We start from the raw sequence: 24,031 nt of genomic DNA, 5'->3' as shown, positions 1-24,031 counted from the left end.
AGGAGGTGCAGGAGCACACGAAATGACGCTCTCCGAGGCAGCCATCCGCGAGCACTACCGTCGTGCCAAACCCATCTACGAGGCGCTGGCGACTGTCAAGAACTATCCAACCATCGGGTTGAACGACTTCGTCGGATGGTACATCAAACGCGACCACGACGACGTCGAGGCGATTAAGGCCGGGTATCCGCAGCGCGGACGGGTTGCCCGCCTCGATCGTGACTACGACGAGATTCACGACCGCCTCAACCGGACCCTCTATGCCGTCACCACCTACAAGACACCGACCGCCTTCCAACAGTGGGAACCCTGTCGCTACGACGAGTCTGAGGGGACGACCGTTTGGCAGGATGAGCCCCCAACCCCCGGGTATGCCGACCTCCGGGCAGTTCCCACCTGGGGCGATATTGACCTCGCCGACGACATCAAGCCGCAGCGAGGCGACCTGGATGGCGAGACGCGTGCCCTCGTCGAGCGTACCCTCGACGCCTACATCGACGAGTATGCAACGCTCTACGGCACGCGGAAGGCGGTGTATGCGCTGGACTCCGTCGGGGGCGCGTACGTCTTTGGGGCCCCGGAGGCCACACTACCAATTGCGGACCACTTCAATGACGATCCGGATGCGCTCGAACGGGTGTTCAACGAGTTCCTCGACCGCTCGAACGCATGGCTCCAGAAGGCAGAGGCCCGCGTGAACGAGCGCGTCGACGGCGCCGGCGACGTCATTCAGCCCGATTGGGTGAACAACAAGAACCGCCAGTACAAGCCGCCACTCTCGATCCACGCCGACCACGATGCCGTCGTCACGCCCATCGCGACCGACAACGTCCGCTACGAACTCCGTCCGTTCGAGGGTGTCGACGACGCACTCCTCGAGCAGGCGGTCAGTTGGGCCGATGACCTCACGCGAGTCGAGCACACGGACTGCGTCGACTCGCTTGTCGCGACGCTCTGGCCGGACCTGTACGAGGACCACGGGGGGTGGCAGGCCACGCTGGAGGAATGGGTGGAAGCGGAGCGTGAGCGGGAACGGGAGCGCCAGCGACAGCGTGAGGCAGCGCTCCAGCGACGCGAAGAGCGAATGGCAGAACTCGACGGTACCCTCGAAGGCCGTCCCGTTACGCCGTTCAAAGAGGACGTCTACGAGGCTGTCGAGGATATCGACATCACCGAGATTGCCCGTCACTACGCGAGCGATGCCTACGATACGGATCCGAACCAGCCGCGGCCGCAGTTCGACCCGTGCTGGCGCCACAGTGAGAGCGGGCAATCCTGTTTCGTCGACGAGCAGGCCAATACCTTCGGCGATTCGAAGGTTAACGCCGGGGGCGGGCCGGCGAAGCTGATGGCGCTCGCGACGGGGATTATCTCCGCCGCCGATGCGGACCTCGACGGGGAGGACTACTGGGCTGCCGTCGACGAACTGCGGAGCGCCGGCTACGACATTCCGGTGTGGGTTCCAGAGGCCGGATCGGACCGCGTCGACGGCGGGACCTACGACCAGATGCCGTTCTGGGCCGTTCGGAAAGCGGCTGTCGCGCTCGAGATTTGTCCGGAGAATGCGTTCGTCGATCGTGAGGGCGAGGAAGGAACCTACGAGGGATTCCCCGGGTACGAAACCTACAACGAGACGCTAGAAGCCATCGAAGACACGGACCTGAACCACGGGCGCGAGCGGGTCACGCCCGAGGAGAACGCAGCTGACGATGAATCGAAGTCACCCCCCGAATCTCCTACGAGTGACGATCGACCTGGTGACTTGGACCGGGCTCACCTTCGCGAAAAGAACCGTCTGTTGACAGCGAAAATCAAGCGTCTCGAATCTGAACTGGAGGAGAAATCGGAGCAAATCGAGGGGCTGGAAACAAAGGTCAACCATCTCCAATCGGAGCTCGCTACCGTCCGCTCTGAACGTGATCGGCTAGAGGCTGCTCTCGAAGAACGTGAGTTCGAGCAAGAGCCAAATCAGGGAAACCAGGACGAGAATCGATCCCCACTTGACAGGGCGAGAAGGTTCATTTCATCCAATCGGTAGACATCTCACTCACTCAGCATCAAATCTTAAACTACCTCAACAGTCACGTCTCCGGCGAATCCTCTCTATCAAACGCCCCCTCAGACACTGGGAAGATATCGATAACGTGCTTATCAAAGGTTCCCCACATAGTCTCGTGCCCGAAACGAATCCGATGACTAAACTCCGATTCAGCCTCCTCCCTATCAACCTCCGAACGCTGGAGCTCACCGACCGTCTCCCCATACCCTTCTCGCAGCTTATCAAGTAACTCATCAGGTGTATACTTCGTCGACTCAGGGTGTGTCCAGCGTACTTCCCCAGGAAAACGTTCCATATCATCCGCATCCTGAGATTCGCTCAAACCCATTATAGCACGGAGCTCGCCTAAATCCTCAGCGTGTGCCGGCTCATCCTCATCAACATCTACATCCGAGAAATCACCCTCCCAGACAGCAACACCCACTAATGACCGCCGAACCTTTTCACCTCGCTCCTGAAGCTCAGAAAGAATCTCCTCTGCTGTATCAGAGTCCAAATCGGAATCCTTGTAGTCATCGTACACCTCCCGATGCTTCTCCGTGATAAACTCCGGAAGAGGAATCCGAGTATCCGTCGCCAACCCCACACGTTTCACAAACTCGAGGATATCACGATCCTCGGGCTCAGGTAAATCGATACCTTCGAAAGGCTCCTCAAGCCGCTGCTGATACGTCTTATCCGAATCTGGGAATTCAAATTCTACCCTCCGGATATCATCCTTATCCTGGATTTTGAGCATCTCAAAGTATTGCTCAACACTCAGATCATCAGGATCAACATTAAAATTGAACTGGCCTTCTCCGAATTCGTGGATATCATCGGCAGTCTTCTCCCAATTAATCTCAACGTGGATTGGATGCTCAGGTGTAGGCTCCGAACCAAACTCTACCTCAAACTCCAGCGTGTCGCCGGCAAGAGACCAATTACCGATCCACTCTACTGTTGACTTTTCTGGAACCTGCAAATCCTCAATTACATCCGGCATTACATTTCTCGGCAATAGAATCCGAGAATCAGGATTAGCGATATGTATCAAATCATTCTCATCCTGGCCACCACCACCGGTGGACTTCCAGAAGCTGAGATTAATCTCTTCACCCTCATCTAAAGTCGCCACATCATATGCCTGGGTATAGAGAGTATACACATCTTCGACGACATTCAGAGTCTTCTCTTCCAGAATCGATCGAGGAATAGTCAGCAGATACGGCTCACCATCCTGTGAATCAGCAGAGTACTTACACAGGAACTGAATGACTTCATCATCGAGAACAATTCGATCATCGAGTAACTCGTCATTCCCGAGCTCAAACCCAGTACTGTCACCAACCGTAACCCGATTGCCGTGTTTAACGGCGTTGTACGCCTCTCGGAAATTCAAATAGAAGACAGCAATATTCTTGAGTTTATTTCTCAGATTCTCAATCGAATCCTCGACTAACAACTCCATCTCCATCGACTCAGGGATATCCTCACCCTCACCTTCGTGAATCTCTATATCAGCCAACCCAACATCAACTGGAACATCTTCCAGTTCTTCCTCTGAGAAACTAATCGCTCCCTCTCGCACCGCCTGATACCCAAAGATCAAACTCAGAACCTCATTCGAGTCAGCCTCAACATCTCGTTTATCAAGATACCCATCAAGTTCCTCCTCCAGAATAGCCTCAAAGAGTGGCCGTATATCTCCGCTTGAAGTCCGGATAATCTCATTAATATAGGATTCCTTATTCAAAATGAGATATCTGAAATAGGATCCAAACTCCTCGATATACTGCATCGTTGCTCGGAAAAGATCCACGACCGAGTACACCTTTACAGTATCCCGCTGGTCCTCAGGTACCGCATCCAACCCTGCGTTGATTGTCCCTGCGATTTTACATATGTGAGCGTACGCTATCTCCGGGTCTTGACGATCCTGAATAACCTCTTCGGGATCCTGAGTCTCTGAGTCAGAATAAAACTCGGTATACTCGAAGAAGCTTTTCTCATTTTCAGACATACTATACAGTATATAAAAGAGGGTGAAAAGCGTTTGTCACCAGAATTTCTTTCACTTTCTTCAGAGTTCGACAGGGCCATTTCGGTTAAATCGTCCGAACAGTTAACCTGACACCAGCGACGACCTCCCCTAGACACCAGGTATGCTGAGAGTCGTGCTGAGTCAACAAATCGTAGGACGGCAGCACTAGACACCAGACTCACCGACGAGGGAGTTCCCGGACAGCCCCCGAAATCTGGTGTCAGGTATTGCTGTCTTGCGATTTGGAGGCGAATTGTGCCACTAGACAGCAGGAAAATCAACCGATATGTGGTGGGGGTGGCGGCCCAAAGTTATGTTCGCGGCCACCAGGGCCGAGATGCCAGGCCGCTGGCCAAGCGAGAGTAGGCTGCCACCCGGACGATGGCGTGGGGCGTGGAGGGTGAAGGAGCAGATCGACATCGTGACTGAGAATGGTGACTGTGGCGACTGTTTATTGTGCCCCCGAGTGGGTGCGGGGCGGTTCCTGTGCTGCCCCTGATTTGTATGTCTGGTCCGGATAGATACGACGATACGGCAGACGATCACGAACGGTTCGAAGCGGAATTGCTCGCTCAGGATCGGGATGCGCGGTCACCATCGACGGCGGATCTTGACGACGAGACGGCCCGCCAGCTGGTTCGAGAGCTACTCGATGCCGGGACAGTCACACCGGTCGTCGACCAGCGGCTCCTCGTTCACGAGCCCAGCAACACAGCGTTCGAATCGATGCAGCAGCTCGCCGTCTTCCACACAGGCTGGACGGCCGCCCGGGACGCCGGCGAGGGTGATGGGTGATGCAGCAGACGCTGGCCGGCTGTGCCTTCTGCGAGGCTCCATCCGGGATAGAGACTGGGATCGCCTACACGTGGGGGAAGGAAGAGCGGGTCAACCACCCGATTTGCGTCGACTGTGCGATCCAAGAGACGCCGGATCCCGATGATCGTGATCACTACGCCTGTGACAGCTGTGGCCTCGTCGTCAACGCGCTCGCAGCGCTCACACGGTTTCGAATCGAACTCGGCCATCTCGAAGGCCCGATACAGGTCTGTGCGCGGTGTAGTCCAGGCGGGCCAGCAACGTACTGGACACGCGACCTCGAGGCACACATCGTCTCTGACTGACCCGCCGAGCGGTCGTCGACGCGAGTGGTACGGCGACCACTGCGGGAGGGTCACAGTTGTCCGTAGCTGTCCCACCCCGCGAACTCAGCAGCGCTGGTTGTGTCGCTGTCTCGTTGCTCCGCTATCTTCAACAGACGGGCGCTCCTCGGGATGACTATGGACTGCCCCGCGTGCGGGTCCCCCGTCACCCTCGAGGTCGGACCAGACCGGCCCCTGTCGACGTCGCTGTCCGACGCCGTCCTCGCAGCGGAAGAGGACGAGCAGATCGAGGTGACCCGCGATTGTTGGGACTGTGGCTGGCACGAAACGCGGGCGCTTCGCGTCGCATCGATCGACAGGACCGCCGGCGACGAGACTGCCGTCGAGCGAGCCGCACTCATCGACGAGATTGCCGATGAGCTCGCAGCGATCGGCTGTGTGGGTACGCTTGAGGAGACGCTGGCTGCAATCCGTGAGCAACGAGAAACCGACTCGGCGACGACCGATACGGACGACGCGGCGGAGTGACTCGCAATGCCTGATACAGAGGCCAACTATAATGTTCGTGAGCAAACCGGGAATCCCGAGCACGCATCGGTCGACGATGTGGTTGACCTCGTGATCTACCGGGCGCAGAACCCGCGAACCGAGCACGAGGATGCACATTTCGATACGGCGGTCGCGGCTCTCGTCGACAGATACGGAACGGAGTCGGTCCGGACAGTCATCAACCGCATCCTCGTCGACGACGAGCCGTTCCGGACCGCCACGAACGGCCTTGAGATGCGCAACGTCGACGGCGTTCGGATCGGAACCGCAGCCAGCTGGTTTCTCGAGGAGCTAAACGCACAGGACGACCACTGAGGGACCGGTTGAAAGGCCGCAGCGACAGGCCGTCGAGCCCCCATTTTTAACTCCTGTTCGTCCTATCTACCCGTCGAGGCCATAATGGCACCCTCCACCCCGAGAGACTCAGATCCATCCCCCGATCTACTCGTTGAAATCGTCGAGACACTGGAAGCCCACGGGCTCCCCACCGACTCGTATCAGCTCCACGACGCTGTTGACGTCGAGGCACTCGAGCAGCTTCTCGCATCCTCAGCCGGGGACGTGGAAGTCCGGTTCACCGTGGAGGGGATCCAACTCGCCGTCACCCACGACGGCGTCGATGTCCTTCTCGACGAGCCAGCCGGGGCACCGGATTAGTAGCGCGATCGAATTCGTCGACAGCGACACTCCCTGAAAGCCCTCGGCCGCTCGGCATCCCGCGACCACCGCTGCGCTCCTCGTCCCTGCGGTGCTTGCGGGGTCGGGGGACGACCGAGGCGGCCTCGCCCTTTCTGAGTCCGCCAGGACGGTGAATGACCATCCGAGCGGCGCAGCCGGGTGGACAGGTGTGTCCGTACCGGCCCGCCCCGCTCGCCGCTGCCGCCCTCCGCGTCGCTCGCGACCGACCATTCCGGGCTGCCTGCCTGCGGTAGCGGGCGGGCTGCCGGGCTAAAGTGAATGTGCCCTCGGCGCCAGCGGGAAAGCGCGGGGGGTTGCGCGGCGTGGCTGCTCACCCCCCACGCTTTCTCCGCTGGCCGCTCGCTCCGGGCGGGTCGGCGCGCGGTGCTGGTTGGGGTCGCCGCACTCGGGCGCGCTCTCGCTCGCGCCCGGTAGGGCGCTCGCGAAGGCGCGAGCGAGAGCGCGCAGTCGGTGCTATCGGTCGTCGACGTCGTCGGAAAACCGCGATGTTAGGGGCATCGCGGTGGCGGCGCACGAGCGCCTTCAGTGGTATCTGGAGGATACCAATGTCAAGTAACAACTCGAGTCGCAAGGTCGTTACGGTGGATGAACAGGCATTCGAACGAACCGAAGACGCCGGCGTCGACGAGGACGGCTTCAAGGTCGTCGACGACAAACCGGAGTTCCGAGCGACGGTTCAGCAGGAAAAGCAGGCGAAGGTGGATTCCAACCACCCAGACGGCATCGTCCAGGACTTCTCGCACCTGCCCCTCGCGCAGGAAGAGAAGATTCGCGCCCGGGAGGCCGAACTGGACCACATCAGCGCCCAGGCGGAACTCGGCACCCAAGACGGGCGGGCGAAGCGAACTCGCAAGGTCGTCACCGAACGGCGACAGCGTAAGCGGGCGGAACGCACCCCGGACCGGACGGATCCGCGAGAGCGTCTCTCCCGGATGGAGCTGGCGAAGGTGAACCAGGAAGCAGACCGGATGGCACAGCGGCTTCGCACCGGTCACAGTCGGGCGGCCGTCTCGCGGGCGCTCGCAAAGCGGGTCGCCAAGGGGCAAGACATCACCAAAGCAGTGTTCGACACGATGGATGCACTCAAGGCGGCCCCCGGCGCCATCTGCCCGATCGAGGACGTCCCGGACGTGCAGACGGATGAGGTGAGCATCGAAGGAGAAGTCGTTCAGCTCTGGGATGCTTCCAGCCGGAAGATCGCTCAAGTGGGCTTGGTCGCGGACGACACCGGGAAAATCAAGTTCACCTCGTGGCGAAAATCGGAGCCTGCCTTCGTCCAAGAAGGGGACACCGTCCGAATGCGGGCGGTTAAGAAGAACTGGTACGAGGGACGATGTTCACTCGCCGTGACCTACGACAGTATGATCGTCTTCCCAGAACGCGACCGCCGCTGGTGGGAGGAGTAGGGGCAACGCCCTTTCTTTTTTCGTGAGTGCCGGACCGGCCCAGGCCCCACCGCCCCACCCACCGCTCCGTGCTCGCTCCCGCTGGTCGCTGCGCGCGCAGCCACAACCTCAAGAACCGAGCTGAGATGTATGTCAGAATTCGGGAATTCGCTAACCGCGTGTATCCGTCCGAAATAAAAAGCAACTACCGCCTAGAGAGGTTTTTAGGCTGACTAGAAACATAGAGGGAATATGGTTAAATCGGGAGACGTGGATCAGCGGTGGCAGGATCTATTGCGTAATCCACGAGAAGAGGTCCATCGTGAAATCAAAAGCTGGCTTGATCTGTCTGATAATGTGGACAAGGCAAACGTAGCAAAAGCGATGCTCGCATTAGCGAATTCTGGTGGGGGTCAGATTTTGATTGGATATGAGGAGGTCGGTGAATCATGGGAACCGGATCCATCTCGACCACATCCGATTGACCACTACGATCAAGATACGATTAATGGGATCGTTGAGAAGTTTGCTGAGCCCCAGTTTCACTGTGAAGTATACCATATTGAACATCCAGAATCTGGTGAAGTCTTTCCAATTATCGATGTACCGGGAGACCATCGGGTGCCGATTCGATCAGACAGTGCTGGCCCTGAAGACCAACACGTTACCTACAACACATATTATATTAGGCGGCCAGGGCCAGAAAGTGCAGCACCGAAGACAGGACGTGAGTGGGACGAATTGATTCGGCGGTGTGTCACTGCCTCACGTGATGATCTGTTAGATCGAATGCGAACCGTACTGACGGGGTTCGAAAAAGGAGCAAGTGAAGAAGAGATTGATCCGCTGGATCAGCTTGCTTCGTGGACTGAGGCTATGCGGGAAGACTGGGAAGCCAACGTGATGGACGAGTACGGAAATATGGATAATTCACCCTATCGTCACGGGTACTGGTCATTTGCTTACAGTCTGGATTCTGAGTTTGATCAGCCATCTCTCTCTCTGAGTTCTTAGATCTACTACGGGAGGTGAAAGGTCATGAAACGGGGTGGCCGGCGTGGCTGATCAGCGAGGATCAGGTACATCCCCGCGATGAGACAATCGAAGGGTGGTATACCGGCGGAACATTCGATGACCCAGCGCACGCAGACTACTGGCGTGCATCCCCAGACGGGATGCTGTTCTTGCTTCGTGGCTATCAGGAAGACAGCAAAGATGAACTTGAGCCAGGTACAGTTTTGGATTATATTCTCCCAATCTGGCGAGTCGGTGAATGCTTGCTACATGCGAAGCGGTTGGGGCGAGAACTCGGTGAGGAAAACACGTCGGTCACCGTGCAAGCCCGATGGACGGGACTAGAGGGACGAACACTGGGCTCAATTGAAAATCGCCGTGGACTTTTCCCTCCGATTGAAAGAGAATCACATCAAGCGACAGTTACGGCCAGTCAACGCTTCACTGTTCAAGATTTTGAAGACGCTCTACCGGAAGTGGTTGAGACCTTGACCCAACCGCTATACCAGATCTTTGATTTCTACGAGCCGCCATCCGATCTAATCCAGAATGAGCTGGACCGGATGCAAAGCCAGTAACAACGCTACTCTAGATGTTCATCCAATTCCCACGCACCTTCATCATCGTAATAGAAACCGGGATGATATCCGAACTGAGAGTTTGATAATGGTCGGAAAAGCGGTGTGAGTTGGTCACGGATACCGTCTTCATCGGACAGACTGAGAGGTGTGAGGCGCGAGGTGCGGTTAGGTTCAGGAAATGCTTCAACCCGGTCAACCTGCCGATGTTGGTCTATTGTCGCGTTCGTGAGATTTGTCCCACTGAGGATTGCATACACCTTCTCGCTGTGTTCATCAGGAAGGACGTCACGATAGAACTGGAGGACGGTGACGAGACTTAATTCAAGATCCTGTGAACTGACTGCATAGTCACAGTCGTATGAATGACCGGTTGGATAGCAGAGCCCGCTCCCCCGGGCCTCATATATGCCAGTATCATACAGAGTTGCCACTGAACTCAGGTCTTTTCGATTCTCGTAGCGAGCGACAATATGGTTCCATGTCGGATCCGCGTGTTCAAACAGTCTATCGGGCCGAAACGATGGTCGACACGTCGCGGGAACAGGCAGTTCCTCAAGTTCTGTGATATCGACAAGACGCGATCCATCAAGAGCACTTTCAGGAACAATATGGAACAAGAGCTGTGGAATTGCATCCTCTGAATTAAGCATATCGAAGCGCTGAAGGTGGTATTCGCGATATAATGTCGACCGATCAACCGCCGGATATTCACGGTTGAGTTCATGGAGACGCCGAAGATGTGAATCACTCATATGCTCCCCCTCTCACCTTAGATAAATATGTATTCGGTCCCCTGTTGTGGCCTTGAGTGCCGCCCCAGTTCCTGCATAGCCAGTTCATTGGTATAAGAATCAGACTCGGTCGCTGTACGCCATCGGTTCCGAGATATCTGAACCGTCTTGTAGAGGTTTATTCCACCCATAATGGGTGAAGGATTCGCTGTACTGGCGAGTTCCTGAACATGGTGAGAACGATGACTACCAGAGACATCTACGAAACTGGCTTCGACGAAGACGTCCAAACAGAGTCGAGCGCTACCCAGTGTCCAGAGTGTGACGGCCGGGTCACTACGAATGCGGTCGAAACGATCTGCGAGGACTGTGGACTTGTTATCGAGGAACAACGTATCGATCACGGGCCGGAGTGGCGGGCGTACGATGCAGACGAGCGCGAGCGAACAGGCGCACCACTCACTACAGCCCGTCACGATCGAGGCATCTCGACCGAGATCGGCCACGGAACCGACGCACACGGGAACGAACTCTCTGGTCAGAAACGCCGGCAGCTGGCCCGGATGCGACGTGAGCAGACCCGTGGTCGCTGGCGGTCCAAAGCGGAACGGAATCTCGCACACGGGTTGGGCGAGGTACGCCGGCTGGCGAGTGCGCTCGAGCTCTCTGAGTCGATTCGTGACCAGGCGTGCCAGCTCTTCCGGAGCGCTCAGAGCGAGGATCTGCTTCGAGGCAGATCCATCGAAGCCATCGGTGCAGCGAGTATCTACGGTACCTGTCGATGTAACCAACACCCGCTTCTCCTCGAGGATGTCGTCGACGCCGCCCGAGTCGAGTCCGCTCGTGTCACCAACGCCTACCGAACACTGAATCGCGAATTAGAGCTCCCAGCACCACCAATGCGCCCGACGTCGTTCATTCCACGCCTGATCTCGGCGCTGGAGTTAGACCACGACATTCGTCGGCGCGCGAACGAACTCGCAGAACGCGCCGAGGGGACAACCCTCACGAACGGCTGTCAGCCATCGGGCGTCGCGGCCGCCTGTGTCTATCTGGCTGCCCAAGAGCAGGGCGCGTTGATTACCCAATCCACCGTCGCGTCGGCAGCAGAGGTGTCAGTCGTGACGCTCCGAAGCCGGCGAGACGAACTCCAAGCGATCTGAGACGCCTCCGGTAGAGGAATACCTACATACAGGCAGAGAGTCTACAAGGGGGTATGGATCTGGACGAGACTGTCGAGTATCTGTCGACAGAACTCGATATCGAGCGGAGTGAGCACGTTCGCGAGGTCGGTCGAGCGGTCGCCGAGCTCCGTGACTGAATCGGTCTCAGGCGGTCAGATTTATCCCGTCGTCGCCGAATCCGTCCCCGCATTTTCTCACCCCTGAGTTTAAATACCAAACCGGGGGAAACGCGGAGCGAATCGATGACTGACCACAACTCAGACCGAGAGGCGTTCCAACCTGTCGGGGAGGGCGCTCTGGTGCCGGACCCAGCGCTGGATCAGCCAGCAGACGGCCAGCCAAGCCGCCAGCGTGAAGCCTCGCATTCGGGTGGGTATCCGGACGGAACAACCGACACAGACCGATCCTGTGTCTCCTGTGGCGCATCGATCCCGGCGTCGCAACGAAAATGCCGGTTCTGTCTCGAACACGAACTTGACGGCGCGTCGGAGTCGGGTGCTGCGAGTTCCGAGCAGACACTGCGTGGTGTGATCCACTTCCTCGTCGAATCGGGGACGTTCTACGGCGCCGTGGCAAGGGGAGCAGCAGCAGCGACACTTCTCTCGTCAGGTCACGACCAGCCCATCGACGACTGTACGCTCATCTACGATCTCGACGACGAGCCCGCACCCCAGCTAACCGAGCGCTGGCCTACGCTCCCCGCTGCTACTGAGGTGACCGCAGCGGCTGGCGACGCGTTACTAACAGCGGCCCGTGAGCGGACAGCGTGGAACGAGAGGAGCGATCGTTCTCAGACGGAGATTCCACGCGTCTATGACGAGCGTGGCCAGGGAATTCGCGATGAGTCGTCCCTCGAGCACACGCTCGACGACAGCGATCAGCTGTGGATCGTCCCAGCAATCGCTGTGGAAACAGTACCCCGCGAAACGAAATCCTCCAGTACCAGAGCTGAAATCCCGACCGTAACAGCCCTCGAGTGCCAGCACTGTACGAAAGAAACAGAACATCGCTTCAGTACACGCGAGTCGCTCCCTGACGAGACCTGGACGGGCCAACCAATCTGGGAGTGCCAAGTGTGTGGCACAGGTCGCTACGGGCCTGCTCCCGAATAGGGCAGTAGGAATCTCACCGTTTAACCAACAGTCTCCGATGGAGATGGCTTCTGTTGGTTAACACGGTGAGTACCCGCAAGTCCGACGTCAGTCATAGCGGGCGTTCATTCGGCAGGTTCGCAGCGGCCTGTCTCTACAAAGCGGGGCGGGAACAGGGGGTGTGGGTAACGCACCGTGACATCGCCAAGTCCGGAAACGTCACGCCGACCACGGCCTGGACGCATCACCAGAGGTTCGATGAACTCGCTGTCTAGACGGGCCAGGTAGGGAGCGAGGGCGCTCCATTCTTCCAGTGGATCGCATCTAGCGCGGGCGGGAACTGCTGTAGTCGGTCATCGAGGACGGCGAGTGGGTGCGCATCGAGAAACGTCGCCTTGTGCCGATCAACCGGCGTGTCTTCGTGATTGAGTTGGATATGACAGGGCCCAAGGTCCGGATGGTCGGCATCTTGGTGGAATCCGAGCATCAGATTTCGGTCCGGTTCGACCCAGTTTATGCGGTAGTATTCGTGGTCGACGCCGGCGGGGTACCAGAAGCGAATCTCCAGTCGTGCTGTCGCCGCGTCGTACGAGTCACTCAGGAACGTCGTCGGATCGACACCCGCGATGACGTACCGGGGTCGGCGTCGAGACGGGCGATAGCGGACCTCTTCACACCCTGGCTGGTTCGTCAATCGGTCGTGAACGTCGCGGAGGAGGGTCCGCTGTGTATAGCGGTCGCGACCGGCAAGAAAGATCATTCTGTGAGAGAGGAGGGTTAGCTCGTGGCGCGGTCAGCCACGTCGGTCATCTGCTCGCGGGCAGCTTCGACGTCGGAGTAGAGTTCCAGTGCGTGCTTGATGAGGCGGCGATCCTCCTCGTTCTCACGCCAGAACGCGATGACGTCGCGGCGGTCCCGGAGCTCCGCACTTGTGAGGTCGCCGTCGGCGAGCGACTGTTCAAGCTCTTCCCACGTCTCGACGTCGTAGGTCGCCTGCCACTCCTCGATCTCCTCGGTAATCGCGGCCAATTCACTCCGCAGCTCCTCGCGGGTATTTTCCTCGATGAGCGTGCGGATCTCCTCGAAGAGCAGTCGCGTGTAGTCCGGTTGGTAGCGCGTCGTCTCGCCGGCCTCGACGCGACGCAACTGGCCCTGGTCGACGAGGTCCTGAAGTTCCTCGTTGGTCGTGCTCCAGGCGGCGTCGGCCTGCTCGCTGATCCAGTTAACTGAGCGGGGTTCGCGAAGTGACTCGGCGACCGCCCGAATGCGGTCGCGGGCGCTCATCGACTCAGTCCACGATTGGACCCCATCTCGCGAGGATTCGGTCATGGTTGGCACCTCTTGGGACAGTGTTCGCGCCCTACTCCCATATATGTTTGTACTGTCTCGCATAATCAAGAATGCCTTGCGGGCGAAGGCGTCCGGACGTTGAAATGCGATACCGACAGAAGGTATGGCCAACCGATGTACGACCGATATTCTGACGTTGAGGAACTACGGCCGACCGGCGAGGCATCCCACAGCCCGGACACAATGTTGGACGACGGGTGTGAGAGTGACCTCCTGGCGGCAACGCGTCGCGACGAGCACTGGTGGCGACCTGATGCGACGACGACAGTCACGTGGAGTGTCTATCCGCGCCGGCGAGTGGTGAGGCGCTACCGATGAATCAGCAAGTCGAACAGGGCTACTGGATGCATCGTGTACTCAGCAATCTCAGCCGCCTCGACGTCGAGCGGTTGGACGACGCGGATCGAGAGCGAGTCGAGACTGCAAGAGACCTCCTGGAAGAAGTGAGCCTACTCACGGGACCAGAGGACGGGAGCGGACCAGACGCCCCAACAGACGACTGATCGTCATCGCCGTCGACGCCAGGGGCACTTCCAGTGTCGGTTTATCGCCCCCCAAGAGGGGTGCGGGGCTTCCCGCGAGTCCAGACATGGCGACACTACAAGCTGCGACGACGTCAACCGGCGCGATCGTATCGGATCCACAGGCTGTCCGCGAACTCTGTGAGAGCTACTGCTTCGGGACGCTCGACTGGGAGGTCACCGACAAGGGCGAACTCACCATCTGGGGGTACGATGACTTCGAAGTGTACGAGGCGCGGGAGAACGGCCTCCCGGACTACGAGGGCGGCATCGTGACCCACGAATTCTTGCGAGAACTTGCCGACCACCTCGAAGCTGACGAGGAACTCGACATCCAGACAGCGGGGTTCACGAAGTGTCGCTTCCCAGTGCTGGCGAAGCGGTACGTCGTTCGCGACGGCGAAGTCCTCTACGCGGATCTCAGTTCCCCCGAACCAATCGAGGAGTAGCGTTGTTCGTCCCCCGAGAGGGGTGCGGGGCGATCCAGTAGCGGTCGCCCCGTGAGGTGATTGCTCGATGGGCCACCGCGCACTCGTTGCGTACGAACGCACAGACGGACAGTACACGCTCCACTACAGCCATTGGGGCGCAGCGAACCTCAAGCTCAAGCACCGAATTTCGGCTGAGTCGCCGTTCGGTGGCGACGACACCAACTCCAAGTGGGCGAAACAGCTGCTGGCTGAACTGGCCGATGGCCTCGAGGCAGATGCGGTCGACGGCTACCTCGCTGACGAGGATCGACCGTCGACGGTCGTCGAGCCGAAGCCCCGCGCCACCGGGCTCACCCTCGACGAGATCATCGCTGACCATCTCGACTACCTCCACCACGAGGCGTTCTACGTGGTGTCACCGACCTTCGAGGTGACCGCCTACCGGACGCTGTGGTTCGGCCTGCAGTACGATTCAGAGACAATCGACAACGGTGAGACGGTCGGGAACGGGGCGCTCGCGACCGTTCGGTGGCACGACGGCGAGCCGGTCGGCGACGGCCATCTGAAGGGGCAGTTCCGGGCGCTGAAGGACGTCGTCGGCGATATGGTCGACAAGGGGGTGTTCACGCCGTCGACGGCGAGACAGTACCTGAAACGGAAGCTGGCCGAGCGAGTCGGAGACCGACAGGAGCTGCTCATTCCGACCGGAGAATCACTCTTTGAATCGGCCGGAGAGAGTCATCAGCAACTACGGGATAACAACGTAGGAACCTGAGACATCGACTTAGTAGGCTTCTATCATAACGGACTGCTACTGAGACACGCCTGAAATTTCGAACCGGGCCCCACCAGCTTGGCTTTCCTTGACTGTGATCTCCCAGCCGTGTGTCTCTACGATTTGTTCGACAATACTTAGCCCGAACCCGGTGCCGTCCGTAGCCATGGAATAGCCCGCATCGAAGATTGACATCATATCATCCTCCGGAATCCCCTCGCCATCGTCCGCGATATAGAACCCATCATCGAGATCTCCGACGGTTATCGTGACGTCATTACCCCCATGTTCGACAGCGTTGCGTATCAGGTTCTCGAACAGCTGCTGGAGTTGGTCACGGTCGCCATGAACAGTACGGTCGGTCTCGATTTTGAGTGACGCATTCTGTGTTGCCACCGTCCCCCAACAGGTCTGCACAAGCGTCTTTAGTCCGACTGCTTCACGTTCCATCGCCGCATCACCATCTTGAGCGAGAGTAAGAAGATCCTCAATCAGTGCGTCCATCCGATTCAACGCACGCTCAATGTCTTCAATATGCTCGCTGTCACAGTCTTCTTTGAGTAGCTCTAACCGACCTTCCGCAACCTGTAGTGGGTTCCGGAGGTCATGACTAACGACACTGGTGAACCGATCCAATCGTTCGTTTTGCTGCCTGAGTCTTTCTTCCCGTTCCTGCTGGTCGGTGATGTCGCGGTCCATCGCCACGAATCGATCGTCACCGTCCAGATCTAAGCGGATGAGATGAATCTCGATCGGGAACGTCGATCCGTCCTTCCGTTTGAGCTTCCCTTCGAATCTTCGCGGTGATTCCGTCGAGAGGCCTGACCAGAAGGATTGCGCCTCCGAGGGCTCAACTGTCGGATCCAGTTCCCAGACTCGCTTGCCGATCAGCTCCGACTCCGTGTAATCCAGCTCATCACACATCCGCTCGTTCACGGCGCGAATAACGCCGTCATCATCATGGATAGCAATGAGATCAGGAGACTTCTCGAATAGTGCCTCAAGCTGTGCTTCCCGTGAGGAAGACGAGGTCATCGCGGCTCTGCAACCCCAGTAAAGTCGAATCTAGCACCACCAGCCTCGCTTTCGTCGATCGTAACTTCCCAGCCGTGTGCTAGGGCGATCTGTTTGATGCTCACCATCCCGAAGCCGGTTCCATCGTCTTTCGTCGTGAATCCTGGCTTGAAAACATCATCACGTTCACTTTCGGGGATACCAGGGCCATCGTCCTCGTAGTAGAAGCCATCTGCGAGCGTCCCGACTCGCATCGCCGTTTCATCGCCTGCGTGTTCGACGGTGTTTTTCACAAGGTTGTCAGCCAGTCTGACGAGGGCATGCTCGTCGGCTAAGATCGGTTTCGAATCGATAACATCGAGCGATTCCGGGTTCGTCTCAAAAGCGTCCCACGACCGGAACACGTCGCCGAGTTCCACCGGCTCGACCTCGGTTACCAGGTCGCCCTGTTGCATCACATTCGCCAAATCGTCAACGAGGGCCTCAAGGCGGTCGGCCGCATCGACCGCATCGTCCAATCGGTCCGTGTCGTCGAGCTCCTGCGCGAGTTCGAGGTTCCCCTGAATGACTGAGAGGGGCGTCTTCAAGTCGTGAGAGAGGACATTGCCGAATTCCCCGAGCCAGTCGAGCTGTGATTCGATATCCTCCGTGTGTGCTCGCCGGTCGGAGATCTCACGCTGGAAGCCGACGAAGTTCGTGACAGCGCCGGTTTCATCCGCAATAGGGAATATTTCGAGCAGGTTCCAGAATGGGTTACCGTCCGCGTCGTAGTTGAGAATGTCCGTCGAAATCGACTCCCCGGTATCGACGGCCTCTCGGATGGCAGCCACTGTGTCGGGGTTCGTATCCTCACCTTGTAGGAATCGGCAGTTCCGACCCAACACCTCCTCTTCGTCGTAGCCAGTCAGTTCCTCGAACCCTTCGTTCAGGTAGATGATCGGGTTATCATCTTGAGATGCGTCGGTGATGACGACCCCAAGACCGGTTGCATCAAGCGCCCGATTCTTCAACGCGAGTTCAGCCTCGAGTTCGTCATTCTGATCGAGTTCTTGAACGATACAGACGTGGCCACCACTGTCCATCTGGGTGAGGACCAGACGCTCAGAGACAGGGTCACCCTGCTTGGTGACACCGGTCGAGACGCCGCGCCAGGCTCCAGTCATTTCGAGCTCTGGAAGGATCTCATCGTGGAAGCGCTCAGTCTCCTCTGGCGGGTATAGCATATCCCAGTGCTCCCCGACTAGCTCGGCGCGGTCACGGTTGTATACGCCAGCATAGGCCTCGTTCATATATTGGTAGACGCCGTCCTCGTCGATGATACCGATCCCCTCTTCGGCGGATTCAATGGCTAGAAACCCCCGCTGGACTTGCGTCTCCGCCCAGTATTTCTCGACGAGATTTTCGATCTTATTCGCGAGGACGGGGTATTCCTCCGTTCCCCCTTTCTGCAAGTACTCGTCGACGCCAGCGGTGATAGCTTGACTGGCAATTTCCTCGCTTCCCTTCCCTGTGAACAGGACGAACGGGATCTCGACTCCGTCTTCACGAAGCTTGGTGAGGAGTTCTAAGCCGTCCAACCGTGGCATATCGAAGTCGCTCACGATACAGTCATAGTTCCCATCATCAACCTCATCGAGAACAGCTTCCGGATCAGTAAGCGTCGTCGTCTCGATATTGTCGATTTCTCGCTCCAGGAAGACCGAGGACATATCGACGAGAGACTCATCATCATCATCAACGAGTAGCACCGACATAAGACGATGATCGAGATTAAACGGAGCCATCTCACTCAGCGGAGAGGTTGCCATACGACAAACACTTCGGCGCAACATTATAAATCAAATCCACGAGTATTGGGCATCCACCGCTATATTAAAAGTAGATAGCAAGCGAATAAGAGGGGTGGTTCAGGATAACCTCTTTGAAGCTCTGCTCAAAATAGCCTGACATGGCTGACTCTATTCGGGTCCTTCATATCGATGATGAGCCGGATTTTGCGAGTCTAACTGCCGATTTCCTAGAACGAGAGAGCGGCTATTTTGACGTGGAAACGGAGACGCACGCAACGAAGGGGCTGGAGCGGATACGAAGCGAGGATCTCGATTGTGTCGTCTCAGATCACGATATGCCCTCGATGACAGGGATCGAGTTGCTCGAATCAGTACGTGACGAGTACCCTGATCTTCCGTTTATTCTCTTTACTGGGAAGGGATCAGAGGAGGTCGCGAGCGACGCTATTTCCGCGGGTGTCACGGACTACCTACAAAAAGAGGGTGGCACGGAGCAGTACACGTTGCTCGCAAATCGAATCGAAAATGCTGTCGAACGCCAGCAGTCACAACGAGCCGTCAAAGAGCAAAAACGGCGGCTCGAAACGATCATAAGCAACGTTCCGGGCCTTATCTACAGATGTCGAAACGAGCCAGGATGGCCGATGGACGAGGTCGCCGGCGAGTGTGAGGAGCTCGCCGGTTACTCTCCTGGAACAATCGAATCGGGGGCCGTCTCGTGGGGCGAGGACGTAATCCATCCGGACGACCGAAAAGAAGTCTGGGATGAGGTCCAGGCAGCGCTCCAGGAGGGTGTGCCGTTTGAGCTCACGTATCGAATCGAAACAGCTGACGGGCAGACCAAATGGGTGTGGGAGCGCGGCCGAAACGTCACGGATTCCGATGGTGAGGTTATTGCGCTTGAGGGATTCATCACAGACATAACAGAGTCGAAACGTCGTGAGCGTCGCTTTGAAGCGATTTTCAACAATACCTATCAATTCACAGGGCTCCTCAAACCGGACGGAACGATCATCGAGGCAAACGAGGCAGCGCTTTCGTTTGCCGGCATCGATCGGAACGAGGTCGTCGAGAAGCCGCTGTGGGAAGGGAAGTGGTTCGAATCAAGCCAGCAAGCGAAAGATGTAGCCCGTGAAGCAGTCGAGACGGCACAGAACGGCGAGTTATTCCGGGACGAAATCAAGATCCAGGGTGCCAATGAAAAGGCCTTCGTGGACTTCTCCGTTCGACCGGTAATCAACGACGACGGCGATGTCACATTACTTATTCCAGAAGGGCGCAACATCTCTGAATTGAAGGAGCGTGAACAGAGTTTGCGCGAGCAAGAGCACCAATTTGATGCGATTTTCAACGACCCGAACCTCCTCGTTGGTCTTCTTGATACCGACGGGACGGTCCAGGACATAAACGAGACGGCACTCGAATACGTCGATGCTTCCCGAGAGGACATCGTCGGTGACCCGTTCTGGGAAACACCGTGGTGGACCGAGGATTATCGAGCAGCGGTCAAACAGTGGGTTGCTGAGGCAGCCGACGGAGAGTACGTCGAGTACGAAGCAGATCACCCGACAGAAGACGGTGGAAAAGCCACTGTCAAGGGGAATTTCCGACCAGTTACTGACGAGGACGGAACTGCCTCCCGTATCATTGTCTCCGCGAAAGACGTCACACAACGACGGCGCCGAGAACGCGAATTGAAGCGACGCAACGAGCAGTTCGATGAATTCGCGAGTTTCGTTTCACACGACCTCCAAAGCCCGGTTTCGACGGTTCAAGGACGTCTGGAATTGGCTCTTCAGACGGGAGAGATGGAACACGTCGAAAAGGCAGCTGAGGCGATCGACCGCGTCGACGAGTTACGCGATGATCTCGTGACGACGCTTCGAACGGGAGAAATCGTTTCGGGAACGGAGCGCATCGAGTTGGAATCCGTGCTGGACGACGTTTGGACTGCGGTCGATCCGCCACAGACGGCCTCGGTAACGGTCGAAGAAGGAACACAGATTGAGGCTGATACCGATGCACTCCAGCGGATGCTCGAGAACCTCGTGGGCAATTCAATCGAACATGGGCCCGACGACGTTGCGATTCAAATAGGAGAATTCGATTCCGGGTTCTATTACGAGGATAGCGGCCCTGGCATCGATCCGGAACTCCGTGACCGAATTTTCACGCCGGGATTCTCGACGAAGAACGGCGAAGAAGGTATCGGGATGGGGATGGCGAGTGTTCGTCAGATCGTGCTCGCCCACGGGTGGGCGATTCATATCAAAGACGGTGAGGACCTCGATGGAGTCCGATTCGAGATTACCAACTCGTAGCCTCGACTGATCGCCATTTTTACTCAAAGGCGTATATCACGAAGAAACGACATTGTGAACAAGCGTTAACCGGCAACCCCTACTAGGAAACTGAAAATGCAATCTCCCCCTCCACTCGTCAACGGCGACGACTTCTATCAGACGCTTGTTGAAAATGCAGCCGAGGGAATGCTAACTATTGATGAAGAAAGCAATATCGTGTATGCGAATCCTGCAGTTGGGGATATTCTCGGATATTCTCCTGACGAATTGATTGGAAGTTCCAAAATGAAAATCATTCCAGAGCGTCTTGAGCCCGTCCATTCCGCCGCTCTTGAATCATATGTTGACTCGGGTGAGCGAAATATCGACTGGGACGGGATAGAACTCCCCGCTCTTCACAAGGACGGACACGAAGTACCAACGCTGATCAGCCTTCGTGAACACGAACACAACGGCGACCGGTATTTTACGGGCATTATTCGAGACATCACAGAGCGACGGAGACGGGAGAACCAGCTACAAGATCAGAAAGAACGGTTGGACGAGTTTGCTGACATTCTCACACACGACATCCGAAATCCGCTCTCTGTTGCCCAAGGCTACACCGAAATCGCTCAAGAGAACCACGAAAGTCCGGAACTAGAGAAAATATCAGAGTCGCTATCTCGGATAGATGATCTAGTAGAGGATGTCCTTGAGCTTTCCAAGGCGGGACGGTCGATTGGAGAAACAGAGTCAGTTGATATTGAAGACTGCATCCACGAATCTTGGGGCGGCGTTGAGACCCCTCGGGCCACGTTACGGGTCGACGATGAGCTCGGGTCAATAACTGCGGATAAAAGCCGCTTCCAAGAGCTGCTGGGGAACCTGTTTCGGAACGCAATCGAACACGGTGGTGGGGATGTCACAGTTCGTGTGGGGTCTCTCTCCGAAGAACCGGGTCTATACGTCGCAGATAATGGGCCAGGGATTTCAACATCGGACCGGTCAGAAGTATTTGAACACGGTTATTCGACGAATCAAGAGGGGACCGGCTATGGACTCTCAATAGTACACCAAATTGTCGTAGCACACGGGTGGGAGATCAACATTACTGAGAGTTCCGAGAGTGGAGCGCGGTTCGAAATTACGTGGTGAAACACCAAGGATCCCTCCGTCAAGCAATATAGTCTGTTTTTCAGGGGCCGGAAGGGGTGAGCCCCTCCGTAGGCTCGTGATCTGATGACTTCAGACGACGACCCGTTTCACGACTGCGAGTTGGATCCCGAGGCGATCCTCGGGACACACACCTTCAAAGACGTCCTGTTCACCGACGAGACGGAAACCCCGGTGAACGTGCTCACCGGCGAGACACCGGCACATTCGCCAGCAACCGTCGAGGAAGCGAAAGAGTTCGCTGCGAGTATCGACACGGAGACGCCCCAGATCGCGCTCCCCGCATCCGTCGAGTCGCAGGTCGAAACACAGAGCAAGCCCTACACGGCGGCCGCATTCTTCCACTTCAAGGCGACTGGCTCGCTCGAACGCCACCGCGCCTACCACGCCGCCTATGAGGCGGATGCGTTCGCGGTCGACTTCGAGGCAGATTACGCGTCGGGCGACCTGACCATCACTGTCGAACGAGCGGACGAATCCTAAGAACCCACCGTCACGAGGAGAGTTTTTCGAACGCCGGCGATGGGTGCCGGCGCAGCTGGAGCGAGCAACGATTCCCGGTGCGTCGGCGTTTCGAGGTGTTCGAGATGCATATGGTGATTTACGCTCTGGTAGAGGCATCGACGCACGACGACGCGCTGGCCACCGGAAAGTCAGTGTTCGACCGCTTGGTCGGCGCGGACCCACACGCCGGCGCCGTCTTCGATTACTATGTGACCTTCGACGAGGAGGACACGTCCGTTGCGGGGAAGGCACGATGGGGGGAGTTGCCGACGGCAGCCCCCGTCGACTCCGATGACGGCCAGGACCTGCTCGAGCGTGGCTGGGAGGCGACGAAGGAAGAGTTCGAGCGTAATCTCGATCGGGTGAGGGAGGCCATCGACGAGCTCTCCGACGAGGAGATCATGCGCGACGAGGACCTCGCCCGGCACGCCTTCCACCAGGTCGGTGCGTACGACGGCCCGACGATCTTCCTGTACACCGAACACGGAACCGGCATTCGTCACCGTGGACAGCTGGATCGACTCCTCGAGGAGAGTGAGGAGCTCTGGATCGTACCCGCTGACGTCCACTTCTGAATAATGCCCAGGATCACCAACTGGCGACGCGAGAGCCGCTCGCCGACGCTTGTGTATCGGAACACCGAGACCGGTGCGCGAGCCGTCCTGCATCGAGCCCCGGATTCCTACCAGTACAAGTGGCGCGGAGCAATCCTCGTCGACGGCTACCCGGTGTGGTCGCGGGGGTACGAGACGAAGGACGCGACGTCGTTCCGTGACGAACTCCGGGAGCGGCCGGCCCCGGACCTCAGCTGCCCGGAGTGTCCGAACAACGACGTTCGCGTCGGCGAGAAGGCAGCAGACGGGGCGAAAATCCAGCGATGGTACAACTGCCCCGACTGTGGGTACGAAGCCCCCTCACGCATCGTCTACGGTGCCGAACGGTGAGTGAGTGAGCGGTGGGCGCTGTTTTTCGGCCGGGCACGAGGTGTTGGCCCGGTACGACCGGGTGAGTCAACCAATGAGTCTCGAAGTACTTGACCGACACAGCGAGGCACTGTTCGAGTTCCTCTGGTGTCCCGTCTGCGGGCAGGAGGTCTTCACCCACATCCCGTTCGAGGGGGTGTTCTGCAAGAACTGCAACACCCAGGTCGAACTCCAGGAATCCCGAGAGACGCGCGGCTACGAGGAGGCCGTGCTCGCCTGCTTCGATTCAACCACGACCTGGAACCTCCACGTCGACGAGAAACTGCGGCGCGACCTGCCTGATGGGTCGGCCCGCGTGAAAATCTTCGGCGCACCGGGCGCCTACAAGGTCGACTGGTGGAGTCCGGAGCCAGGTGAGGACTGGGAACCTGTTGAGCGCGGCGAGTTCGACGACGTCGAGGAACCCGAGGAAATCTCTCATCTGGCCTGATCTCCTCAGGGATCGAAAAGGTAGAAATCCCCGAAGCACTGGGTCAGAGCCAGCTCGTCAGAAACGCAATACAGGACGGGATAAACACTCGCAGGGCGGCCCCACCGAACCCGAGCCCGATGTAGCTCATCAAGAGGACAAACTGCGACCGTTCGTTTTCAAATCCTGTGAGCAAATAGTACAGGATGAACGACGCCGTAGCCTCGACGATGAACAGGCAGACGAGCGTCCCAGTCAGCACGAATCCGGGATCGGCCGTCATCGAGAGGAAATTCTCTGGTGCCCATCGGCTCTCGACGAGGGTCAGAACACCGCCAATTACGATGTACCCTAAGAAAGGGACCGCGCTAATGAGCATC

Annotated in this window: 26 protein-coding genes and 3 pseudogenes; 21 read left to right on the top strand and 8 right to left on the bottom strand. The window is 57.7% G+C overall.

The genetic code is table 11. The features are described from left to right. The first annotated feature begins 22 nt into the window (after nt 1-22). Nucleotides 23-2,038 (top strand): hypothetical protein, encoded by a 2,016-nt coding sequence (locus ACQUSQ_RS12885; protein ID WP_134671650.1) that lies wholly within the window; start codon nt 23-25, stop codon nt 2,036-2,038. A 43-nt stretch (nt 2,039-2,081) separates the two neighbouring features. On the opposite strand, the gene ACQUSQ_RS12880 is transcribed toward ACQUSQ_RS12885, so the two are convergent. Next, on the bottom strand, nt 2,082-4,061 hold the full coding sequence (locus tag ACQUSQ_RS12880) for a hypothetical protein (RefSeq protein ID WP_004594522.1): 1,980 nt from the start codon (nt 4,059-4,061) through the stop codon (nt 2,082-2,084). 525 nt (nt 4,062-4,586) lie between these two features. On the opposite strand from ACQUSQ_RS12880, the gene ACQUSQ_RS12875 reads away from it, so the two are divergent. From ACQUSQ_RS12875 to ACQUSQ_RS12840, 8 genes are all read left to right on the top strand, one after another. After that, entirely contained in the window at nt 4,587-4,877 is a 291-nt protein-coding gene (locus tag ACQUSQ_RS12875; protein WP_004594521.1) for a hypothetical protein, read from the top strand. Next, nucleotides 4,877-5,203: a DUF7558 family protein gene (locus ACQUSQ_RS12870; RefSeq protein WP_011222441.1), complete on the top strand. Its 327-nt coding sequence runs from the start codon at nt 4,877-4,879 to the stop codon at nt 5,201-5,203. Before ACQUSQ_RS12875 ends, ACQUSQ_RS12870 begins: the two co-directional genes overlap by 1 nt. A gap of 156 nt (nt 5,204-5,359) precedes the next feature. After that, a complete protein-coding gene (locus ACQUSQ_RS12865) occupies nt 5,360-5,710 on the top strand; it encodes a hypothetical protein (RefSeq protein ID WP_004594520.1) in 351 nt (116 codons plus the stop codon). A gap of 6 nt (nt 5,711-5,716) precedes the next feature. Beyond that, nucleotides 5,717-6,046 carry a hypothetical protein gene (locus ACQUSQ_RS12860; RefSeq protein ID WP_004594519.1) on the top strand — a complete coding sequence of 110 codons (330 nt, stop codon included), beginning with the start codon at nt 5,717-5,719 and terminating at the stop codon, nt 6,044-6,046. Between the two features lie 84 nt (nt 6,047-6,130). Next, nucleotides 6,131-6,388 (top strand): HalOD1 output domain-containing protein, encoded by a 258-nt coding sequence (locus tag ACQUSQ_RS12855; protein WP_004594518.1) that lies wholly within the window; start codon nt 6,131-6,133, stop codon nt 6,386-6,388. A 587-nt stretch (nt 6,389-6,975) separates the two neighbouring features. After that, nucleotides 6,976-7,836 (top strand): hypothetical protein, encoded by an 861-nt coding sequence (locus ACQUSQ_RS12850; RefSeq protein WP_004594516.1) that lies wholly within the window; start codon nt 6,976-6,978, stop codon nt 7,834-7,836. 231 nt (nt 7,837-8,067) lie between these two features. Next, nucleotides 8,068-8,829, top strand: coding sequence for an AlbA family DNA-binding domain-containing protein (locus ACQUSQ_RS12845; protein ID WP_435069747.1), 762 nt, complete (start codon nt 8,068-8,070; stop codon nt 8,827-8,829). 161 nt (nt 8,830-8,990) lie between these two features. After that, nucleotides 8,991-9,407: a hypothetical protein gene (locus ACQUSQ_RS12840; protein ID WP_435069745.1), complete on the top strand. Its 417-nt coding sequence runs from the start codon at nt 8,991-8,993 to the stop codon at nt 9,405-9,407. 5 nt (nt 9,408-9,412) lie between these two features. Here the strand turns inward: ACQUSQ_RS12840 and ACQUSQ_RS12835 are convergent, their stop codons facing one another. Beyond that, nucleotides 9,413-10,162: a hypothetical protein gene (locus ACQUSQ_RS12835; RefSeq protein ID WP_011222446.1), complete on the bottom strand. Its 750-nt coding sequence runs from the start codon at nt 10,160-10,162 to the stop codon at nt 9,413-9,415. A gap of 221 nt (nt 10,163-10,383) precedes the next feature. Here ACQUSQ_RS12835 and ACQUSQ_RS12830 point away from each other — a divergent pair, with 221 nt between their 5' ends. The 3 genes and pseudogenes from ACQUSQ_RS12830 to ACQUSQ_RS12820 form a co-directional block, all read left to right on the top strand. Continuing rightward, complete coding sequence (locus tag ACQUSQ_RS12830) at nt 10,384-11,304, top strand: transcription initiation factor IIB (protein WP_049938512.1); 921 nt, start codon at nt 10,384-10,386, stop codon at nt 11,302-11,304. Nucleotides 11,305-11,567: 263 nt separating this feature from the next. Beyond that, nucleotides 11,568-12,437 (top strand): hypothetical protein, encoded by an 870-nt coding sequence (locus ACQUSQ_RS12825; protein ID WP_011222448.1) that lies wholly within the window; start codon nt 11,568-11,570, stop codon nt 12,435-12,437. Between the two features lie 93 nt (nt 12,438-12,530). Further along, a pseudogene (locus tag ACQUSQ_RS12820) lies at nt 12,531-12,691 on the top strand (transcription initiation factor IIB family protein); the annotation flags it as partial. Here the strand turns inward: ACQUSQ_RS12820 and ACQUSQ_RS12815 are convergent. After that, a complete protein-coding gene (locus ACQUSQ_RS12815) occupies nt 12,688-13,176 on the bottom strand; it encodes a hypothetical protein (protein WP_011222449.1) in 489 nt (162 codons plus the stop codon). The pseudogene ACQUSQ_RS12820 and the gene ACQUSQ_RS12815 overlap by 4 nt on opposite strands. Nucleotides 13,177-13,193: 17 nt before the next feature. Continuing rightward, the gene (locus ACQUSQ_RS12810) at nt 13,194-13,745 is read right to left on the bottom strand and encodes a DUF7342 family protein (RefSeq protein WP_049938513.1); all 552 of its coding nucleotides are present in this window, start codon (nt 13,743-13,745) and stop codon (nt 13,194-13,196) included. Nucleotides 13,746-14,080: 335 nt separating this feature from the next. Here ACQUSQ_RS12810 and ACQUSQ_RS12805 point away from each other — a divergent pair, with 335 nt between their 5' ends. The 3 genes from ACQUSQ_RS12805 to ACQUSQ_RS12795 all read left to right on the top strand — a co-directional run bounded on the left by ACQUSQ_RS12805 (nt 14,081) and on the right by ACQUSQ_RS12795 (nt 15,493). After that, entirely contained in the window at nt 14,081-14,269 is a 189-nt protein-coding gene (locus ACQUSQ_RS12805; protein WP_004594506.1) for a hypothetical protein, read from the top strand. A gap of 86 nt (nt 14,270-14,355) precedes the next feature. Beyond that, nucleotides 14,356-14,736 carry a hypothetical protein gene (locus tag ACQUSQ_RS12800; RefSeq protein ID WP_004594505.1) on the top strand — a complete coding sequence of 127 codons (381 nt, stop codon included), beginning with the start codon at nt 14,356-14,358 and terminating at the stop codon, nt 14,734-14,736. A 67-nt stretch (nt 14,737-14,803) separates the two neighbouring features. Beyond that, nucleotides 14,804-15,493, top strand: a complete 690-nt coding sequence (locus ACQUSQ_RS12795; protein WP_435069744.1) for a DUF6735 family protein — start codon at nt 14,804-14,806, stop codon at nt 15,491-15,493. 36 nt (nt 15,494-15,529) lie between these two features. On the opposite strand, the gene ACQUSQ_RS12790 is transcribed toward ACQUSQ_RS12795, so the two are convergent. From ACQUSQ_RS12790 to ACQUSQ_RS12780, 3 genes and pseudogenes are all read right to left on the bottom strand, one after another. Then, nucleotides 15,530-16,528 carry a two-component system sensor histidine kinase NtrB gene (locus ACQUSQ_RS12790; protein WP_435069742.1) on the bottom strand — a complete coding sequence of 333 codons (999 nt, stop codon included), beginning with the start codon at nt 16,526-16,528 and terminating at the stop codon, nt 15,530-15,532. Beyond that, nucleotides 16,525-17,112, bottom strand: a pseudogene (locus ACQUSQ_RS12785) (sensor histidine kinase); the annotation flags it as partial. The gene ACQUSQ_RS12790 and the pseudogene ACQUSQ_RS12785, both read right to left, overlap by 4 nt. 45 nt (nt 17,113-17,157) lie before the next feature. Then, nucleotides 17,158-18,315: pseudogene (locus tag ACQUSQ_RS12780) on the bottom strand (PAS domain-containing protein); the annotation flags it as partial. 140 nt (nt 18,316-18,455) lie between these two features. On the opposite strand from ACQUSQ_RS12780, the gene ACQUSQ_RS12775 reads away from it, so the two are divergent. From ACQUSQ_RS12775 to ACQUSQ_RS12750, 6 genes are all read left to right on the top strand, one after another. Beyond that, entirely contained in the window at nt 18,456-20,618 is a 2,163-nt protein-coding gene (locus tag ACQUSQ_RS12775; RefSeq protein ID WP_435069741.1) for a PAS domain S-box protein, read from the top strand. A gap of 96 nt (nt 20,619-20,714) precedes the next feature. Next, nucleotides 20,715-21,737, top strand: coding sequence for a two-component system sensor histidine kinase NtrB (locus tag ACQUSQ_RS12770; RefSeq protein WP_435069740.1), 1,023 nt, complete (start codon nt 20,715-20,717; stop codon nt 21,735-21,737). 84 nt (nt 21,738-21,821) lie between these two features. Continuing rightward, nucleotides 21,822-22,238, top strand: coding sequence for a hypothetical protein (locus ACQUSQ_RS12765; RefSeq protein ID WP_435069738.1), 417 nt, complete (start codon nt 21,822-21,824; stop codon nt 22,236-22,238). Between the two features lie 104 nt (nt 22,239-22,342). Further along, complete coding sequence (locus tag ACQUSQ_RS12760; protein WP_435069842.1) at nt 22,343-22,834, top strand: hypothetical protein; 492 nt, start codon at nt 22,343-22,345, stop codon at nt 22,832-22,834. Between the two features lie 3 nt (nt 22,835-22,837). Next, nucleotides 22,838-23,203 (top strand): DUF7568 family protein, encoded by a 366-nt coding sequence (locus tag ACQUSQ_RS12755; RefSeq protein ID WP_435069737.1) that lies wholly within the window; start codon nt 22,838-22,840, stop codon nt 23,201-23,203. 73 nt (nt 23,204-23,276) lie between these two features. Further along, on the top strand, nt 23,277-23,672 hold the full coding sequence (locus ACQUSQ_RS12750) for a DUF7567 family protein (protein WP_435069736.1): 396 nt from the start codon (nt 23,277-23,279) through the stop codon (nt 23,670-23,672). A gap of 43 nt (nt 23,673-23,715) precedes the next feature. On the opposite strand, the gene ACQUSQ_RS12745 is transcribed toward ACQUSQ_RS12750, so the two are convergent. Continuing rightward, nucleotides 23,716-23,934, bottom strand: coding sequence for a hypothetical protein (locus tag ACQUSQ_RS12745; protein WP_144049561.1), 219 nt, complete (start codon nt 23,932-23,934; stop codon nt 23,716-23,718). Nucleotides 23,935-24,031: the final 97 nt, after the last annotated feature.

This window comes from Haloplanus sp. C73, assembly GCF_051195115.1.
Taxonomy (GTDB): domain Archaea; phylum Halobacteriota; class Halobacteria; order Halobacteriales; family Haloferacaceae; genus Haloplanus.
Note: the sequence above shows the minus strand (reverse complement) of the source record. Positions and strands in the feature narration are given on the sequence as shown.

Bases quoted from the DNA above. Each gene is read 5' to 3' on its own strand.
- ACQUSQ_RS12885 (WP_134671650.1), top strand. From the start codon at position 23: ATGACGCTCTCCGAGGCAGCCATCCGCGAGCACTACCGTCGTGCCAAA.
- ACQUSQ_RS12860 (WP_004594519.1), top strand. From the start codon at position 5,717: ATGCCTGATACAGAGGCCAACTATAATGTTCGTGAGCAAACCGGGAAT.
- ACQUSQ_RS12815 (WP_011222449.1), bottom strand. From the start codon at position 13,176: ATGATCTTTCTTGCCGGTCGCGACCGCTATACACAGCGGACCCTCCTC.
- ACQUSQ_RS12840 (WP_435069745.1), top strand. From the start codon at position 8,991: ATGCTGTTCTTGCTTCGTGGCTATCAGGAAGACAGCAAAGATGAACTT.
- ACQUSQ_RS12800 (WP_004594505.1), top strand. From the start codon at position 14,356: ATGGCGACACTACAAGCTGCGACGACGTCAACCGGCGCGATCGTATCG.
- ACQUSQ_RS12865 (WP_004594520.1), top strand. From the start codon at position 5,360: ATGGACTGCCCCGCGTGCGGGTCCCCCGTCACCCTCGAGGTCGGACCA.
- ACQUSQ_RS12775 (WP_435069741.1), top strand. From the start codon at position 18,456: ATGGCTGACTCTATTCGGGTCCTTCATATCGATGATGAGCCGGATTTT.
- ACQUSQ_RS12770 (WP_435069740.1), top strand. From the start codon at position 20,715: ATGCAATCTCCCCCTCCACTCGTCAACGGCGACGACTTCTATCAGACG.
- ACQUSQ_RS12880 (WP_004594522.1), bottom strand. From the start codon at position 4,061: ATGTCTGAAAATGAGAAAAGCTTCTTCGAGTATACCGAGTTTTATTCT.
- ACQUSQ_RS12870 (WP_011222441.1), top strand. From the start codon at position 4,877: ATGCAGCAGACGCTGGCCGGCTGTGCCTTCTGCGAGGCTCCATCCGGG.
- ACQUSQ_RS12850 (WP_004594516.1), top strand. From the start codon at position 6,976: ATGTCAAGTAACAACTCGAGTCGCAAGGTCGTTACGGTGGATGAACAG.
- ACQUSQ_RS12875 (WP_004594521.1), top strand. From the start codon at position 4,587: ATGTCTGGTCCGGATAGATACGACGATACGGCAGACGATCACGAACGG.
- ACQUSQ_RS12835 (WP_011222446.1), bottom strand. From the start codon at position 10,162: ATGAGTGATTCACATCTTCGGCGTCTCCATGAACTCAACCGTGAATAT.
- ACQUSQ_RS12750 (WP_435069736.1), top strand. From the start codon at position 23,277: ATGAGTCTCGAAGTACTTGACCGACACAGCGAGGCACTGTTCGAGTTC.
- ACQUSQ_RS12755 (WP_435069737.1), top strand. From the start codon at position 22,838: ATGCCCAGGATCACCAACTGGCGACGCGAGAGCCGCTCGCCGACGCTT.
- ACQUSQ_RS12830 (WP_049938512.1), top strand. From the start codon at position 10,384: ATGACTACCAGAGACATCTACGAAACTGGCTTCGACGAAGACGTCCAA.
- ACQUSQ_RS12810 (WP_049938513.1), bottom strand. From the start codon at position 13,745: ATGACCGAATCCTCGCGAGATGGGGTCCAATCGTGGACTGAGTCGATG.
- ACQUSQ_RS12760 (WP_435069842.1), top strand. From the start codon at position 22,343: ATGCATATGGTGATTTACGCTCTGGTAGAGGCATCGACGCACGACGAC.
- ACQUSQ_RS12855 (WP_004594518.1), top strand. From the start codon at position 6,131: ATGGCACCCTCCACCCCGAGAGACTCAGATCCATCCCCCGATCTACTC.
- ACQUSQ_RS12795 (WP_435069744.1), top strand. From the start codon at position 14,804: ATGGGCCACCGCGCACTCGTTGCGTACGAACGCACAGACGGACAGTAC.
- ACQUSQ_RS12745 (WP_144049561.1), bottom strand. From the start codon at position 23,934: ATGACGGCCGATCCCGGATTCGTGCTGACTGGGACGCTCGTCTGCCTG.
- ACQUSQ_RS12765 (WP_435069738.1), top strand. From the start codon at position 21,822: ATGACTTCAGACGACGACCCGTTTCACGACTGCGAGTTGGATCCCGAG.
- ACQUSQ_RS12825 (WP_011222448.1), top strand. From the start codon at position 11,568: ATGACTGACCACAACTCAGACCGAGAGGCGTTCCAACCTGTCGGGGAG.
- ACQUSQ_RS12790 (WP_435069742.1), bottom strand. From the start codon at position 16,528: ATGACCTCGTCTTCCTCACGGGAAGCACAGCTTGAGGCACTATTCGAG.
- ACQUSQ_RS12845 (WP_435069747.1), top strand. From the start codon at position 8,068: ATGGTTAAATCGGGAGACGTGGATCAGCGGTGGCAGGATCTATTGCGT.
- ACQUSQ_RS12805 (WP_004594506.1), top strand. From the start codon at position 14,081: ATGAATCAGCAAGTCGAACAGGGCTACTGGATGCATCGTGTACTCAGC.